The organism is Pseudomonas sp. WS 5411, assembly GCF_012985595.1.
Lineage (GTDB): Bacteria > Pseudomonadota > Gammaproteobacteria > Pseudomonadales > Pseudomonadaceae > Aquipseudomonas > Aquipseudomonas shahriarae.
Window position 1 is genome coordinate 82702 of record NZ_JAARMC010000017.1, and the last position, 16696, is coordinate 99397.

12 protein-coding genes are annotated in these 16696 nt (G+C 58.7%); 2 read left to right on the forward strand and 10 right to left on the reverse strand.

The window, feature by feature from the left end:
* Window positions 1–135: 135 nt before the first annotated feature.
* The 7 genes from lpdA to sdhC all read right to left on the reverse strand — a co-directional run bounded on the left by lpdA (window position 136) and on the right by sdhC (window position 9262).
* On the reverse strand, window positions 136–1572 hold the full coding sequence (gene lpdA / locus HBR93_RS20240; protein ID WP_057958985.1) for a dihydrolipoyl dehydrogenase: 1437 nt from the start codon (window positions 1570–1572) through the stop codon (window positions 136–138).
* Window positions 1573–1673: 101 nt separating this feature from the next.
* Window positions 1674–2897: a 2-oxoglutarate dehydrogenase complex dihydrolipoyllysine-residue succinyltransferase gene (gene odhB / locus HBR93_RS20245; RefSeq protein ID WP_057438862.1), complete on the reverse strand. Its 1224-nt coding sequence runs from the start codon at window positions 2895–2897 to the stop codon at window positions 1674–1676.
* A 44-nt stretch (window positions 2898–2941) separates the two neighbouring features.
* Window positions 2942–5773: a 2-oxoglutarate dehydrogenase E1 component gene (locus HBR93_RS20250; protein ID WP_057438861.1), complete on the reverse strand. Its 2832-nt coding sequence runs from the start codon at window positions 5771–5773 to the stop codon at window positions 2942–2944.
* 260 nt (window positions 5774–6033) lie between these two features.
* Entirely contained in the window at window positions 6034–6738 is a 705-nt protein-coding gene (locus HBR93_RS20255; protein WP_057438860.1) for a succinate dehydrogenase iron-sulfur subunit, read from the reverse strand.
* Between the two features lie 11 nt (window positions 6739–6749).
* Window positions 6750–8522, reverse strand: coding sequence for a succinate dehydrogenase flavoprotein subunit (sdhA, locus tag HBR93_RS20260; RefSeq protein WP_029292672.1), 1773 nt, complete (start codon window positions 8520–8522; stop codon window positions 6750–6752).
* 3 nt (window positions 8523–8525) lie between these two features.
* Window positions 8526–8894, reverse strand: coding sequence for a succinate dehydrogenase, hydrophobic membrane anchor protein (gene sdhD / locus HBR93_RS20265; protein WP_029292670.1), 369 nt, complete (start codon window positions 8892–8894; stop codon window positions 8526–8528).
* Window positions 8888–9262: a succinate dehydrogenase, cytochrome b556 subunit gene (gene sdhC / locus HBR93_RS20270; RefSeq protein WP_003172804.1), complete on the reverse strand. Its 375-nt coding sequence runs from the start codon at window positions 9260–9262 to the stop codon at window positions 8888–8890. Before sdhC ends, sdhD begins: the two co-directional genes overlap by 7 nt.
* 364 nt (window positions 9263–9626) lie before the next feature.
* Between sdhC and gltA the strand changes: the two genes are divergently transcribed.
* On the forward strand, window positions 9627–10916 hold the full coding sequence (gene gltA, locus HBR93_RS20275; protein WP_003222994.1) for a citrate synthase: 1290 nt from the start codon (window positions 9627–9629) through the stop codon (window positions 10914–10916).
* A gap of 510 nt (window positions 10917–11426) precedes the next feature.
* Here gltA and HBR93_RS20280 read toward each other — a convergent pair.
* The 3 genes from HBR93_RS20280 to HBR93_RS20290 form a co-directional block, all read right to left on the reverse strand.
* Window positions 11427–13085, reverse strand: a complete 1659-nt coding sequence (locus HBR93_RS20280) for a cation acetate symporter (RefSeq protein WP_057958982.1) — start codon at window positions 13083–13085, stop codon at window positions 11427–11429.
* Window positions 13082–13393 (reverse strand): DUF485 domain-containing protein, encoded by a 312-nt coding sequence (locus tag HBR93_RS20285; protein ID WP_057438858.1) that lies wholly within the window; start codon window positions 13391–13393, stop codon window positions 13082–13084. Before HBR93_RS20285 ends, HBR93_RS20280 begins: the two co-directional genes overlap by 4 nt.
* A gap of 265 nt (window positions 13394–13658) precedes the next feature.
* Window positions 13659–14510 (reverse strand): glycine betaine ABC transporter substrate-binding protein, encoded by an 852-nt coding sequence (locus HBR93_RS20290; protein WP_057438857.1) that lies wholly within the window; start codon window positions 14508–14510, stop codon window positions 13659–13661.
* A gap of 273 nt (window positions 14511–14783) precedes the next feature.
* Here HBR93_RS20290 and HBR93_RS20295 point away from each other — a divergent pair, with 273 nt between their 5' ends.
* Window positions 14784–16337: a glycosyl hydrolase family 17 protein gene (locus tag HBR93_RS20295; protein WP_169960936.1), complete on the forward strand. Its 1554-nt coding sequence runs from the start codon at window positions 14784–14786 to the stop codon at window positions 16335–16337.
* Window positions 16338–16696 lie beyond the last annotated feature (359 nt).

Consider the following 16696-nt stretch of genomic DNA (forward strand, 5'->3'; position numbering starts at 1 on the left):
GTGACTGCTGCTTGCCCAGCTCCACCGCCCTAAGACCGGCAAAGCTGCGCAAGACTGCGTCCAGCGGATATTCCGCGGTGAGTCTTGCGCGCAAGGCTCACGACGGGCAACCGCCGTGGTTTCTTATTATCTCGCTTAGCGCTTCTTCTTGTTGGCAATGTGGATGGCATGGCCATTCACTGCCAACGCGGCTTCGTGCAGCGCTTCAGACAGGGTCGGATGGGAGAAAACCATCATGCCGATGTCTTCGGCGCTGGTGCCGAATTCCATACCGATAGCGCCCTGCTGAACCAGCTCTGCTGCGCCTGGGCCAATCACGTGGACACCCAGTACGCGGTCAGTCTTGGCATCAGCGATGACTTTGACAAAGCCGCCAGTGTCGTTCGCTGCCATGGCACGGCCAGAAGCGGCAAACGGGAAGGTGCCGACGTTAACTTCAACGCCTTCAGCTTTCAACTGCTGTTCGTTCTTACCAACCCATGCAATTTCCGGGTGGGTGTAGATGACCGAAGGGATCAGGTCGTAGTTCATCTGGGTCTTGTGACCCTTGATGCGCTCAACCACCATGATGCCTTCTTCGGAAGCCTTGTGCGCGAGCATCATGCCGCGAACCACGTCGCCGATGGCGTAGACGCCAGGTACGGTGGTAGCGCAGTGATCGTCAACATGGACAAAGCCACGCTCGTCGATGGTCACGCCGCTGTCAGCTGCCAGCAGATCAGTGGTCACTGGACGGCGACCAACGGCAACGATCAGCTTGTCGAAAGTGATGGTCTGTTCGCCATCCTTGTCGGTGTAGGTTACGACAACTTCTTCGCCGTTGACTTTCGAACCGGTCACGCGAGCGCCCAGCTTGATGTCCAGACCTTGTTTGGTCAGGGTTTTCAGCGCTTCTTTGGACACTGCGGTGTCGGCAGCCAGCAGGAACGTGTCCAGGGCTTCCAGCACGGTCACTTGCGAACCCAGACGGGACCACACCGAACCCAGTTCCAGGCCGATCACGCCAGCGCCGATCACGCCCAGGCGTTTTGGTACCGCTTGGAATTCCAGGGCGCCGGTCGAATCGACGATCACGTTCTGATCAACAGGAGCAGGCGGAATGTCGATTGGACGCGAACCTGGAGCCAGGATCACGTTTTCGGCTTCGATGATTTCAGTCGAACCGTCTGGCTTGGTGATTTCAACTTTCTTGCCGGCCAGCAGTTTGCCGTGACCTTGCAGGGAAGTGACGCCATTGGCCTTGAACAGGGTAGCAACGCCAGAGGTCAGGCCTTTGACGATGTTGGCCTTGCGGCCGACCATTGCTGGCACGTCCATGGTCACGCCAGCGTGGTTGATGCCGTGGATGGCAAAACCGTCCTGGGCTTCGTGGAATTTCCAGGAGCTGTCCAGCAGCGCCTTGGAAGGAATGCAACCGACGTTCAGGCAGGTACCGCCCAGGGCCAGTTTGCCTTCCTTGTCGGTGTATTTTTCGATGCAAGCAGTCGAGAGGCCCAGTTGAGCGGCCTTGATGGCGGCCACGTAGCCGCCAGGGCCCGCACCAATCACTACAACGTCAAATTTCTGAGACATGAAAATAGATCCTCTATTTTAGCGACAAGCTTCAAGCCTCAAGTTGCGAGCCAAGCTGCTCATTCCGGCAGCTTGCAGCTCGCAACCCGAAGCTGCTTCTATCAGATATCCAGGAGCAAGCGAGCCGGGTCTTCCAGCAGATTCTTGATGGTCACCAGGAACGTCACGGCTTCTTTACCGTCGATCAGGCGGTGATCGTAGGACAGTGCCAGGTACATCATCGGACGGATCACGACCTGGCCGTTGATGGCCATCGGACGCTGGATGATGTTGTGCATGCCCAGGATCGCAGCTTGTGGCGGGTTGACGATCGGGGTCGACATCATCGAACCGAAGGTACCACCGTTGGTGATGGTGAAGGTACCGCCGGTCATCTCGTCGATGGTCAGCTTGCCGTCACGGGCTTTCTTGCCGAAGCCGGCGATGCCGCCTTCGATTTCAGCCAGGCTCATCAGTTCGGCGTTACGCAGGACCGGTACTACCAGGCCACGGTCGCTGGACACGGCAACGCCGATGTCAGCGTAGCCGTGGTAGACGATGTCGCCGCCGTCGATGGAAGCGTTGACTGCCGGGAAGCGTTTCAGGGCTTCGGTGGCCGCTTTCACGAAGAACGACATGAAGCCCAGGCGCACGCCATTGTGGGACTTCTCGAACAGGTCCTTGTACTTCGAACGCAGGGCCATGACTTCAGTCATGTCGACTTCGTTGAACGTGGTCAGCATGGCCATGTTCGACTGTGCTTCAACCAGGCGCTTGGCCACGGTGGCACGTACGCGAGTCATCGGTACGCGCTTCTCGGTGCGGTCGCCAGCAGCGAATACAGGCGCAGCGGCAGCTGGAGCAGCAGCCTTGGCAGGTGCGGCAGCCGGAGCGTTTTTCTTGGCTTCGACAGCAGCAACCACATCTTCCTTGGTCACACGGCCGTCTTTGCCGGTGCCTTTGATGGAAGCTAGGTTGATGCCGTTTTCTTCAGCCAGCTGACGCGCAGCCGGTGCAGCGATTGGATCTTCACCACCCGCAGCCGGAGCGGCAGCAGCAGGTGCGGCAGCCGGAGCAGCAGCGGCGGCTGGAGCAGCGGCAGCAGCACTGCCCTCTTCGATCGAACCCAGTACCTGGTTGGACAGGACGGTAGCGCCTTCTTCGGCAACGATGGCGCCCAGGACGCCGTCGGCTTCGGCCAACACTTCCAGAACAACCTTGTCGGTCTCGATGTCGACGATCAGGTCGTCACGCTTGACGGCCTCGCCTGGTTTCTTGTGCCAGGTGGCAACGGTGCCATCGGCAACCGATTCCGGGAATGACGGGGCTTTGATTTCGATAGCCATTATCTGTGGGTCCTTAAAATTCGGTTTCAGTCAGCGCGAAGGCGTTAAACAGTGAAAGCATCTTGCAGCAGTTTTTCCTGCTGCTCGGCGTGCATCGACGCATAACCACACGCAGGTGCAGCAGAAGCATCACGGCCGGCATACTCCAGGCTCAGGGCCTTGTTGTGGTTACCGATGCTGCGACGCAGATGATGCTGGCTGCTGTACCACGCGCCCTGGTTCATCGGTTCTTCCTGACACCACACCACGTGGGTGAGGTTGGTGTAAGGCGCGATGGCCTCCATCAGGTCGTCTTCCGGGAACGGGTAAAGCTGCTCGATACGCACGATGGCGATGTCTTCGCGGCCTTCGGCACGACGTTTTTCCAGCAAGTCGTAGTAAACCTTGCCGCTGCACAGGATCAGGCGAGTGACCTTGGCTGCGTCCAGGGTGTCGATTTCCGAAATAACGGTCTGGAACGAACCGTCGGCCAGATCTTCCAGGGTCGAGATGGCCAATTTGTGACGCAACAGCGATTTCGGAGTCAGCACTACCAGCGGCTTGCGCAGCGGGCGGATCACCTGGCGACGCAGCAAGTGGTAGATCTGGGCCGGGGTAGTCGGCACGCACACCTGGATGTTGTGCTCAGCGCACAATTGCAGGTAACGCTCCAGACGGGCCGAGGAGTGCTCCGGACCCTGACCTTCATAACCGTGTGGCAGCAACATGGTCAGACCGCACAGACGGCCCCACTTGTGCTCGCCGCTGGTGATGAACTGGTCGATAACCACCTGGGCACCGTTGGCGAAGTCGCCGAACTGGGCTTCCCAGATCACCAGCGCGTTTGGCGTGGTGGTCGAGTAACCGTATTCGAACGCCAGAACGGCTTCCTCGGACAGGAACGAATCGTACAGGTCGAAACGTGGCTGGCCTTCATACAGGTTCTGCAACGGGATGTAGGTGCCCGCGTCTTTCTGGTTGTGCAATACCGCGTGACGGTGCGAGAACGTACCGCGGCCGATGTCCTGGCCGGTCATGCGGATCGGGTGACCTTCGAACGCCAGGGTCGCGTACGCCATGGTTTCAGCGTAACCCCAGTTGATCGGCAGGCCGCCGGCTTGCATCTTCTGACGGTCTTCGTAGATCTTCGCAACCTGGCGCTGTACGACGAAGCCGTCTGGAATTTCCAGCAGCTTGGCGGACAGTTCCTGCAGGGTTTTCAGATCGAACGAAGTGTCATGACGTGCAGTCCAGGCGTGGCCCAGGTACGGACGCCAGTCCACGAACAGCTCTTTGTTCGGCTCTTTGACCAGGCTTTTTACTACATGCAGACCATTGTCCAGGGCGTTGCGGTATTCGTCGATTTTCGCCTGAACACGCGCGTCATCCAATACACCGGCCTTGGTCAGGCTTTCGGCGTACAGCTCACGGGTGGTGCGCTGCTTGGTGATCTGCTGGTACATCAACGGTTGGGTGCCGCTAGGCTCATCCGCTTCGTTGTGACCGCGACGGCGGTAGCAAACCAGGTCGATGACCACGTCACGCTTGAACTGCATGCGGTAGTCAATGGCCAGTTGGGTCACGAACAATACGGCTTCCGGATCATCCCCATTCACATGGAGAATCGGCGCCTGGATCATCTTGGCAACGTCGGTCGCGTACTCGGTAGAGCGTGCGTCCAGCGGGTTGCTGATGGTGAAACCAACCTGGTTGTTGATAACGATGTGAACCGTGCCGCCGGTCTTGAAGCCGCGAGTCTGCGACATCTGGAACGTTTCCAGGACCACGCCTTGACCGGCGAATGCCGCGTCACCGTGGATGGAAATCGGCAGAACCTTCTCACCGGTGGAGTCGTTGCGACGATCCTGACGAGCACGCACCGAACCCTCGACCACTGGAGAAACGATTTCCAGGTGGGACGGGTTGAACGCCATGGCCAGGTGAACTTCACCGCCGGTGGTCATCACGTTGGACGAGAAGCCCTGGTGGTATTTAACGTCACCGGAACCCAGCTCGACCTTCTTCTTGCCTTCGAACTCGTCGAACAGCTCGCGCGGGTTCTTGCCGAAGGTGTTGACCAACACGTTCAGGCGACCACGGTGAGCCATGCCGATCACGATTTCCTTGGTGCCGTAGGAACCGGAACGCTGGATCATCTCGTCAAGCATCGGAATCAGGCTCTCGCCACCTTCCAGGCCGAAACGCTTGGTGCCTGGGTATTTGGTGCCCAGGTACTTTTCAAGGCCTTCGGCAGCGGTGACGCGCTCAAGCAGGTGGCTGCGCACATCGGCGGACAGCACCGGACGGCCACGCACGCCTTCCAGGCGATGCTGGAACCAGTGGCGCTGCTCGGAATCGGTGATGTGCGTAAATTCAGCGCCGATGGTGCGGCAATATGTCTGCTGCAACGCTTCGTGAATTTCGCGTAGGCTCGCTTCCTCTTTGCCGATGAACAGGTCGCCGGCACGGAAGGTCGTATCAAGATCGGCATTGGTCAAGCCGTAGTGATTGATCGACAGGTCCGCAGGTGCAGGACGCTGCCACAGCCCCAGCGGATCAAGCTGGGCTGCCTGGTGGCCACGCATACGGTAGGCCTGGATCAGTCGCAATACTTCAACTTGCTTCTTCTCGTGCTCACTGCTCACGCTTCCGGCGGAAACCGGCTGGGCGCGGCGCTGGTTCTTTGCCAGCAGCACAAATTGATCGCGAATTGTTGCATGCGATACATCGGTGGCAGCGTTGCCGTCTGAAGACAACGTCTGAAATTTGGTGCGCCATTCTTCTGGCACAGCGTTAGGGTCGTGCAGGTAGAGCTCATAAAGCTCTTCCACATAGGCAGCGTTACCACCTGAAAGATAGCCGCTGTTCCACATGCGCTGCATCACGCTTTCTTGCATGCTTGGTCACCCTCGATTTGGGGACACCACCGGCGAAAACACCGAGTTTGCTTGCAAAAGGCCAAGTGCAGCGACCAAAACAAGCCACTTAGGATCACGCTGATAGTTCGGGTACCAACCCGAATGCCCCTGCTTGTCTCATTTCTTCAAAATAAGAGCCGCGGCTTTGTAAGTCGCTGCTCAAGTTAAAACTACGGCGCCGGTTGAAGCCTGCGCCGTAGCATTTACGGGCACAACGGTCCTGCTTTTACTACAACGTCTTACACGCCGCTTTGCAGCAGCATGTTACGGATGTGACCAATGGCCTTAGTCGGGTTCAGGCCTTTGGGACATACGTTGACGCAGTTCATGATCCCGCGGCAGCGGAATACGCTGAACGGGTCATCCAGTGAAGCCAGACGCTCGGCCGTCTTGGTGTCACGGCTGTCTGCCAGGAAGCGATAAGCTTGCAGCAGTGCAGCTGGACCCAGGAACTTGTCCGGGTTCCACCAGAAGGACGGGCAAGAGGTCGAGCAGCAAGCGCACAAGATGCACTCGTACAGACCGTCGAGCTTTTCGCGCTCTTCCGGGGACTGCAGACGCTCGATGGCCGGAGCCGGCGTGTCGTTCTGCAGGAATGGCTTAACCTTTTCGTATTGCTTGTAGAAGATGCTCATATCGACGACCAGGTCACGGATAACCGGCAAACCTGGCAGTGGACGTACAACAAGCTTGTTCTTCTTGACCACGGCCGACAGCGGCGTGACGCAAGCCAGGCCGTTTTTGCCGTTGATGTTCATGCCGTCGGAACCGCAGACACCTTCACGGCAAGAGCGACGATAGGAGAAACCTTCGTCCTGCTCTTTGATCAGGGCCAGCACATCCAGCACCATCAGGTCTTTACCACCGGTATCGACCTCAAATTCCTGCATGAACGGCGCAGCGTCCTGATCAGGGTTGTAGCGATAAACACTGACTTTCAACATGGCAGCCACCCTTAGTAAGTCCGAATCTTCGGTTCAAACGTCGGAACCGTCTTCGGCGAGAAGTTCACGGCACGCTTGGTTACGCGCTTGTCACCCGGGAAGTACAGGGTGTGGCACAACCAGTTTTCGTCATCGCGATCTTCAAAGTCTTCACGAGCGTGAGCACCACGGGATTCTTTACGAACCTCGGCGGCAATCGCAGTCGCTTCAGCCACTTCCAGCAGGTTTTGCAGTTCAAGGGCTTCGATACGAGCGGTGTTGAACGCCTGGCTCTTATCGTTGATCTTGACGTTGGCAATCCGCTTGCGCAGGTCTGCCAGCTGGGTAATACCCTTCTGCATGTATTCGCCAGTACGGAATACACCGAAGTAGTTCTGCATGCAGCTTTGCAGCTCGCGACGCAGGGTTGCTACGTCTTCGCCATCAGTACGCTCGTTCAGAGCATTCAGGCGTGCCAGGGCAGCCTCGATGTTGGCGTCGGTCGCGTCATCGTATTCGATGCCGTCGGTCAGGGCTTTTTCCAGGTGCAGGCCGGCAGCGCGGCCGAATACCACCAGGTCGAGCAGCGAGTTGCCGCCCAGACGGTTGGCACCGTGAACCGATACGCAAGCCACTTCGCCTACCGCGAACAGACCATGAATGATCTCGTCCACGCCTTCGGCGTTCTGGGTGATCGCCTGGCCATGAATGTTGGTCGGCACGCCGCCCATCATATAGTGGCAAGTTGGAACCACTGGTACTGGAGCAACCACCGGGTCAACGTGTGCGAAGGTCTTGGACAGTTCGCAGATACCTGGCAGGCGGCTGTGCAGCACTTCTTCGCCCAGGTGATCGAGCTTCAGCATCACGTGGTCGCCGTTCGGGCCGCAACCGTTGCCGGCGATGATTTCTTTAACCATCGAACGGGCAACCACGTCACGACCAGCAAGGTCCTTGGCGTTCGGAGCATAACGCTCCATGAAACGCTCGCCGTGCTTGTTGATCAGGTAACCGCCTTCACCACGGCAACCTTCTGTAACCAGTACACCGGCGCCGGCGATGCCGGTTGGGTGGAACTGCCACATTTCGATGTCTTGTACCGGCACGCCTGCACGCAGGGCCATGCCAACGCCGTCACCGGTGTTGATCAGGGCGTTGGTGGTCGAAGCGTAGATACGACCTGCACCGCCCGTCGCCAGCACGGTAGCCTTGGCGCGGATGTAGGTGGTTTCACCGGTTTCGATGCAGATAGCGATCACGCCGACGAATGCGCCGTCCTGGTTCTTCACCAGGTCAACCGCGTAGTACTCGTTCAGGAACGTGGTGCCGGCTTTCAGGTTGCCCTGATAAAGAGTGTGCAGCAGTGCGTGACCGGTACGGTCGGATGCCGCGCAGGTACGGGCAGCCTGGCCGCCTTTGCCGTAATCCTTCGACTGGCCGCCGAATGGACGCTGGTAGATACGACCCTGTTCGGTACGGGAGAACGGCAGACCCATGTGGTCCAGCTCGAACACCGCAGCCGGGCCTTCCTGACACATGTACTCGATAGCGTCCTGGTCGCCGATATAGTCGGAACCCTTGACGGTATCGTACATGTGCCAGCGCCAGTCATCGTTCGGATCCGCAGAAGCGATGGCGCAGGTGATGCCACCCTGGGCCGATACGGTGTGGGAACGGGTCGGGAACACCTTGGTGATCACGGCAGTCTTGTGACCGCCCTGGGCCAGCTGCAGTGCAGCGCGCATGCCGGCGCCGCCGCCACCAATAATGATGGCGTCAAAAGAAATCGTTGGAATGTTAGCCATGAATCAGATACCCCAGAGAATCTGCACACCCCAGACGAAGTAAGCGAACATCGCGACGCCGCATACTGCCTGGAAAAGGAAACGTACTGCAGTCGCGGACTTGCCCAGCGCCATCGGCGTCAGGTAGTCGGTCGCGATGGTCCACATGCCGACCCAGGCGTGAGCGCCCAGGGCCACAAGGGCGAGCAGACTGAAGATACGCATCCCGTTGTGGGAGAACAGACCGTGCCATTGGGCGTAGCCAATGCCAGGGTTTGCAACGAGGTACCCGATCAGGAAAATGAAATAAGCCGCGAGAACGACCGCAGACACACGCTGCGCCATCCAGTCATAGAGGCCTGAACGCGATAGGTTCGTAACGCTGGTTACCATATCCAAACTCCTGCCAGAACGATCAGCACCACGGAAATGGCGATGATGATTTTCGAGCCCAGGCGGCCGCCTTCCAGCGTCTCACCGATGCCCATATCCATGATCAAGTGGCGCACACCGGCTACCAGGTGATACAGCAGAGCGGACAGGAGGCCCCATGCTACGAACTTGGCCAGCGGGCTGGTCAAGCATGCCTTCACCTCGGCGTATCCTTCCTCGGAACCCAGGGATTTGCTCAATGCATAAAGCATGATGCCCAAGCCCAGGAACAGGATGATGCCGGAAACACGGTGCAGGAACGACGTAACGCCGGTGATGGGGAGTTTGATGGTCCTTAGGTCTAGGTTTACAGGTCGTTGGCTATTCACGGCTTTTTTTCACACTGAAGAGCCCCTAACAATCAGGGCAAAGTTGTTGGGGAGTGCACTGGTCAGGTAAGCACCACCCAGGGAGTGCGACCCCCAATGAAAGCAAGCCCAAAAGCCCTTGGCGGTCGGTGGCCGAGTATAGACAGTTAGGCTACTAATGACAACGCGCACTCCTCACCCTAATAGCTGATTGCGCTGACGGGATAAAAGGCGTAAACGGCAGGCAATTTCGAGGAAAAAGTACGGTTAAAGCCTTCTGGAGCAAGACTTTAGGCAAATTGACATCTGGATTTATATCAATATAGTGGTGCGGGCCCTGCGTGGGGGGTCTGTCTGATGATTTGAAGCATAAATAGGAGGCCACATGGCTGACAAAAAAGCGCAGTTGATCATCGAGGGCGCAGCCCCCGTCGAGCTGCCCATTTTAACCGGCACCGTTGGTCCCGATGTTATCGACGTACGGGGCCTGACGGCCACGGGCCGTTTCACTTTCGACCCAGGCTTCATGTCGACCGCTTCTTGCGAGTCGAAGATTACCTATATCGACGGCGATAATGGCATTCTGCTACATCGCGGCTACCCGATCGAACAACTGGCCGAGAAATCGGACTACCTGGAAACCTGCTACCTGCTGCTAAATGGCGAATTGCCAACAGCTGAGCAAAAGGCCCAGTTTGTCAGCACCGTGAAGAACCACACCATGGTTCACGAGCAGTTGAAGACCTTCTTCAACGGCTTCCGTCGCGACGCCCACCCAATGGCCGTCATGTGCGGTGTAGTCGGCGCCCTGTCGGCCTTCTATCACGACTCCCTGGACATCAATAACCCGCAGCATCGCGAAATCTCCGCGATCCGCCTGGTTGCCAAGATGCCCACCCTGGCCGCAATGGTTTACAAGTACTCCATGGGCCAGCCCATGATGTACCCGCGCAACGACCTGACGTACGCGGAAAACTTCCTGCACATGATGTTCAACACCCCGTGCGAGATCAAACCGATCAGCCCGGTGCTGGCCAAGGCCATGGACCGGATCTTCATCCTCCATGCCGACCACGAACAGAACGCCTCGACGTCCACCGTGCGCCTGGCGGGCTCCTCGGGCGCCAATCCGTTCGCCTGTATCGCCGCGGGCATCGCTGCACTGTGGGGCCCTGCCCACGGCGGTGCGAACGAAGCCGTATTGACCATGCTCGATGAAATCGGCGATGTGTCCAACATCGACAAGTTCATCGCCAAGGCCAAGGACAAGAACGATCCGTTCAAGCTGATGGGCTTCGGTCACCGGGTCTACAAGAACCGCGACCCGCGCGCCACCGTCATGAAGCAGACCTGCGACGAAGTGTTGAAGGAACTGGGCATCAACAACGATCCGCAACTCGAACTGGCCATGCGCCTGGAAGAGATCGCGCTGACCGACCCGTACTTCATCGAACGCTCGCTGTACCCGAACGTCGACTTCTACTCGGGGATCATCCTCAAGGCGATCGGCATTCCAACCAGCATGTTCACCGTGATCTTCGCCCTGGCGCGGACCGTGGGCTGGATCTCCCACTGGAAAGAAATGCTCTCCAGCCCGTACAAGATTGGCCGCCCGCGCCAGCTGTACACAGGCTACGAGTCGCGTGACATTACCAAGCTGGAAGACCGCAAGTAAGCATTCAACTGCTTAGCTGCATTGAGAACGGCCTCCCTTAGTGGAGGCCGTTTTGTTTGTGCTGCCTGACATACTGCTTTCGCGAGCAAGCCCACAGTTGACCGCATTTCAAAGGATGAACGCGGTCAACTGTGGGCTTGCTCGCGAAGGCAATAGCGCAGGCAACACAGAACCCCAGGCAAAAAAAACCGGCCTTTCGACCAGGGCATTTCTTACTGAGCTACAACCTAAGTGGTTGACCGCCCCGCTCGCCCCAGGCCAGTCTGCGAACGCACAAACTGCGGAAAGCGCTTTCACTGCCGCCACCGACTTATCGGTGATGGAGAAGAGCCAGTGATCATCCAGAACAGCGCCGGGTACTCCCACAGCTGACCGCATCGCCCGGGCGCACATCATTCAACTGTGGGAGCCGGGCTTGCCTGCGATGAGGCCGCCCCAAACACTACAAATCATCCAGCCAAAAAAATGCCCCGGCCTTTCGACCGGGGCATTTCTTATTGAGCTACAACCTTAGTGGTTGACCGCCCCGCTCGCCCCCAGGCCAGTCTGCGAACGCACAAACTGCGGGAAGTACAGCGCCCGTTCTTTCACTGCCGCCGCCGACTTGTCGGTGATGGAGAAGAACCAGATACCCACGAACGCGATGATCATCGAGAACAGCGCCGGGTACTCGTACGGGAAGATTGCTTTTTCATGGTGCAGGATCGAGACCCAGATGGTCGGGCCCAGGACCATCAGGCCAACCGCACTGACCAGACCCAGCCAGCCACCAATCATCGCGCCACGGGTGGTGAGGTTTTTCCAGTACATGGAAAGCAGCAGCACCGGGAAGTTACAGCTGGCGGCAATGGAGAACGCCAGGCCGACCATGAACGCGATGTTCTGGCTTTCAAACAGGATACCCAGACCAATCGCCAGCACTGCCAGGGCGATGGTGGTGATCTTCGACACGCGAATCTCATCCTTCTCGTTGGCCTTGCCTTTCTTGATCACGCTGGCATACAGGTCATGGGACACCGCCGAAGCACCGGCCAGGGTCAAACCGGCAACCACCGCGAGGATGGTGGCAAACGCCACGGCCGAGATGAAGCCCAGGAAGATACTGCCGCCCACCGCGTTGGCCAGGTGCACCGCCGCCATGTTGTTACCACCCAACAGAGCGCCTGCTGCATCCTTGAACGCCGGGTTGGTGCTGACCAGCAGAATCGCGCCGAAGCCGATGATAAAGGTCAGGATGTAGAAGTAGCCGATAAAGCCAGTGGCATACAGCACGCTCTTGCGGGCTTCTTTAGCGTCACTCACGGTGAAGAAGCGCATCAGGATGTGTGGCAGGCCAGCTGTACCGAACATCAGGGCCAGGCCCAGGGAGAACGCCGAGATCGGGTCTTTTACCAGGCCGCCAGGGCTCATGATCGCCTCACCTTTAGGGTGAACCTTGATCGCCTCGGAGAACAGCAGGTTGAAGTCGAAGTTGACGTGCTTCATCACCATCAGTGCCATGAACGAAGCACCGGACAGCAGCAGCACTGCCTTGATGATCTGTACCCAGGTGGTCGCCAGCATGCCGCCGAACAACACATAGAGGCACATCAGGATACCCACCAGGATCACCGCAACATGGTAATCAAGGCCGAACAGCAACTGGATCAGCTTGCCGGCGCCGACCATCTGCGCAATCAGGTAGAACGCCACCACCACCAGCGAACCACAAGCCGACAGGCTGCGGATCTGGGTTTGCCCGAGGCGATAGGACGCTACGTCGGCAAACGTGTACTTGCCCAGGTTACGCAGGCGCTCGGCGATCAGGAACAGAATGATCGGCCAGCCCACCAGGAAGCCGATCGAGTAGATCAGGCCATCGTAGCCAGAGGTGAACACCAGTGCGGAAATCCCCAGGAAGGACGCCGCCGACATGTAGTCGCCGGCAATCGCCAGGCCGTTCTGGAAACCGGTGATCTTGCCGCCAGCGGCATAGTAGTCAGCCGCCGAGTTGTTACGCTTGGACGCCCAGTAGGTGATGCACAATGTTGCGCCGACAAAGGCGACAAACATCAGGATCGCCGCAACGTTCAACGGTTGCTTGTGCACTTCACCGGTCAATGCGTCCGCCGCCCAAACGGCAGGAGCAAAAAGCGAAGCGCCGAATACAGCCAATAGACGACGGATCATTGCGCAGCCTCCTTGAGAATCGCATTGTTCAGGTCGTCGAATTCGCCATTGGCGCGTCGCACGTAGATGCCTGTGAGCACAAAGGCCGAGACAATCAGCCCAACCCCAATCGGGATCCCCCAGGTGATGGACGACTCAGGGCTGATCTTGGCCCCCAAGACTTGTGGCCCATAAGCAATCAACAGGATGAATCCGGAATACAGCCCGAGCATGATCGCCGAGAGAATCCAGGCGAACCTTTCCCTTTTTCTCACCAGCTCCTTGAAGCGCGGGCTGTTTTGAATCGAGAGGTAAATGCTGTCGTTCATTGTTTTTATCCTCGCAGCACAGCTTTTTTATTATTGGAACATATCCACTGTATGCGGCTGCGGGAGAGGTTCCAGACGACCTTAGTCTTAGAACCAGTGTAGCGAGGGTTTGGGAGGTGACAGAAACAATTGCGGGAGTGAGCTTATGTGAGAGCAGGCTTGCCCGCGAAGGCGGTGAATCAGTCAGGTATCCATCAACTGACACACCGCAATCGCGGGCAAGCCCGCTCCCACACAAGGCACACCACCAATACTTTTCAGGGGATCAAGGAGCGGTCCACTCAGCCACACGCTCAGGGTGCTTGGCCACCCAATCCTTGGCCGCCGCATCTGGCTTGGCACCTTCCTGGATAGCGAGCATTACTTCGCCGATTTCATCCTTGGAGGCCCACTGGAATTTCTTCAGGAACGCCGCGACTTCCGGGGCTTTCTTTTCCAGGCCCTTGCTGCCGATGCTATTGACCGTCTCGGCGGCGCCATAGATGCCTTTTGGATCGTCAAGGAAACGCAGCTTCCACTTGGCGAACATCCAGTGTGGCACCCAGCCGGTCACCGCAATGGAATCCTGCTTGTCTTCGGCACGGGTCAACTCAGCGATCATTGCCGCCCCGGAACTGGCCTGCAGCTTATAGTCCAGGCCATATTGCTTGATGGCTTCGTCAGTCTTGAGCATCACGCCCGAACCGGCATCAATGCCAACGATCTTGTTCTTGAAGGTGGTGTCGGTCTTCAAGTCCTCGATGGACTTGGCCTTGACGTACTCCGGCACGATCAAACCGATCTTCGCATCCTTGAAGTTGGGGCCGTAGTCGACCACTTTGTCCTTGTTCTTGGTCCAATACTCGCCGTGGGTGACCGGCAGCCAGGCCGAAAGCATGGCGTCCAGTTTGCCAGTGGCCACGCCCTGCCACATGATCCCGGTGGCAACCGCCTGCAGTTTCACGTCATAGCCGAGTTTTTGCTTGATCACTTCAGCCGCCACGTGGGTGGTGGCGACACTGTCCGACCAGCCGTCCACATAACCGAGGCTCAGGGTCTTGCTGTCGGCGCTGGCCAGTGTGGAACTCATCGCAACTACCAAGGTGGCAGCTGCGCCCAAGAGTCGTCGCATCTTCATAGTGCTTCCCCGAAAGTGCTGCGCCCGACGGATGCCGAGCGACGTCAACCTGTTGTCATGTGGTGCCGTTCGATCATCAACCTGCTGAACCTGTGGACCTGCTCTGACTACGACCTCAGCGGAGCAAGAAACGACATCACAACGCCAGCAGGAAAATTCCTAGGACGCAGCGTCAAAATCCCGCCCGAACTTTGCATGTCAAAATTATGCGGTCCCCCTGAAAACCGGCAAATGCAGGTAAGATGCGCGGCTTTGTTCCCACACGGCCTGACCATGACCGCGACTGCCCGCTTCCCCTTCATGCCTTATGTATTTGCCTTGCTGCTCGGCCTGTTCGCGCTGGGCGGCTACTGGTATGGCCTCGGCCAGCCAGTTGTGCTGCCGGACGTCGCCAGCGCCAGCCACAAGTTGCAATGCGCGTCCTACACGCCCTTCGACAAGGACCAGTCACCGTTCGACCAGCCGTTCAAACTGCGCCCCGAGCGCATGGACGCCGACCTGGCATTGCTGGCCACGCGCTTTGAGTGCATCCGCACCTACTCCATGACCGGCCTCGAAGCCCTGCCGGACCTGGCGCGCAAACACGGCCTGAAGTTGATGATCGGTGCCTGGATCAACAGCAACCCGGTGGACAACGCCAAGGAGGTCGACCTGCTGATCGCCTCGGCCAATGCCAACCCTGACGTGGTCACGTCGGTGATCGTCGGCAACGAAGCCCTGTTGCGCAAGGAAATCACCGCCACGCAGTTGGTGAAGCTGATCGAAAAGGTCAAAAGCCAGATCCAGCAGCCGGTCACCTATGCCGATGTCTGGGAGTTCTGGCTGCAACACCCGGAAATTGCCCCGGCGGTGGATTTCCTGACCATTCACTTGTTGCCGTATTGGGAAGATGACCCGGCGGGGATCGACCAGGCCCTGCGCCATGTCGGCGATATTCGCCAGACCTTCGGCAACCGCTTCGCCCCCAAGGACGTGATGATTGGCGAAACCGGCTGGCCCAGCGAAGGCCGCCAGCGGGAAACCGCAGTGCCGAGCCGGGTCAACGAAGCCAAGTTCATTCGCGGTTTTGTCGCCATGGCCGAAGCCAATGGCTGGCATTACAACCTGATCGAAGCCTTTGACCAGCCGTGGAAACGCGCCAGCGAAGGGGCGGTCGGCGGTTACTGGGGGCTGTTTGATGCCGATCGCCAGGACAAGGGCATCCTGGCCGGCCCGGTCACCAATGTGCCGTACTGGCCGCTGTGGCTGGGCGTTGGCGGGCTGATCCTACTGGGCACCCTGGTGCTCGGCGGGCGTGTGCGCAGTACCCGCGCCGCGTTGTTGCTGCCATTGCTGGGCGCGGTGGCGGCGGGCTCGATTGGCAGCTGGGCCGAACTGACCCGAGTGACCGCGCGCTTCACTGATGAATGGATCTGGGCCGGGCTGTTGCTGGCCCTGAACCTGTTGGTGCTGGCCCATGGGGCCCTGGCCTTGAGCGCTCGCCAGGGTCGGCGCGCACGGGCCTACGCCTGGCTGGAGCAGCGCGCTGGCTGGTTGATTGCATTCGCAGGGTTCGCCACGGCGGTAATGATGCTGGCACTGGTGTTCGACCCACGCTACCGCAGCTTCCCCACTGCCGCCCTGCTGCTGCCGGCGCTGGTCTACCTGCTGCGCCCGGTCAGGGGGCCACGCCGGGAAATGGCCCTGCTGACCTTCATCATCGGCGCCGGCATTGCACCGCAGCTGTACCGCGAAGGCTTGATGAACCAGCAGGCCCTGGGTTGGGCGCTGGTCAGTGTGTTGATGGTTGCAGCCTTGTGGCGTTGCCTGCGGGTGCGCAATCCCTGAGATCGCTATCGCACCGCTCCCACATTTTGATCTATGAATAGGTTTGCCTGCGATGAGCATAGGTATCTACACAACTCTTTAGCTTATTGGGTTTGTGTACATATCCGTTGCTGCGGTCACGGCCACTTAGGGTTCCGCCCTGACGGCGGCTCACTTTGGAGAAGCGCCAAAGTAAGCAAAACGCTCTTGCCCCACCACTCGGTGCCTCGCCTAGGCTCGGCATGCCCGCAGTCAGGCATTGCTCCGTGGGCCCGCCGCGATCGGCCATCCATGGCCGTGTCGCGGCTACCCCGGCATCCATGCCGGGGTGCCCACTGCGCAATACCTGCCTGCGGCCAGCGTGGTTTAACGGGGCGCCT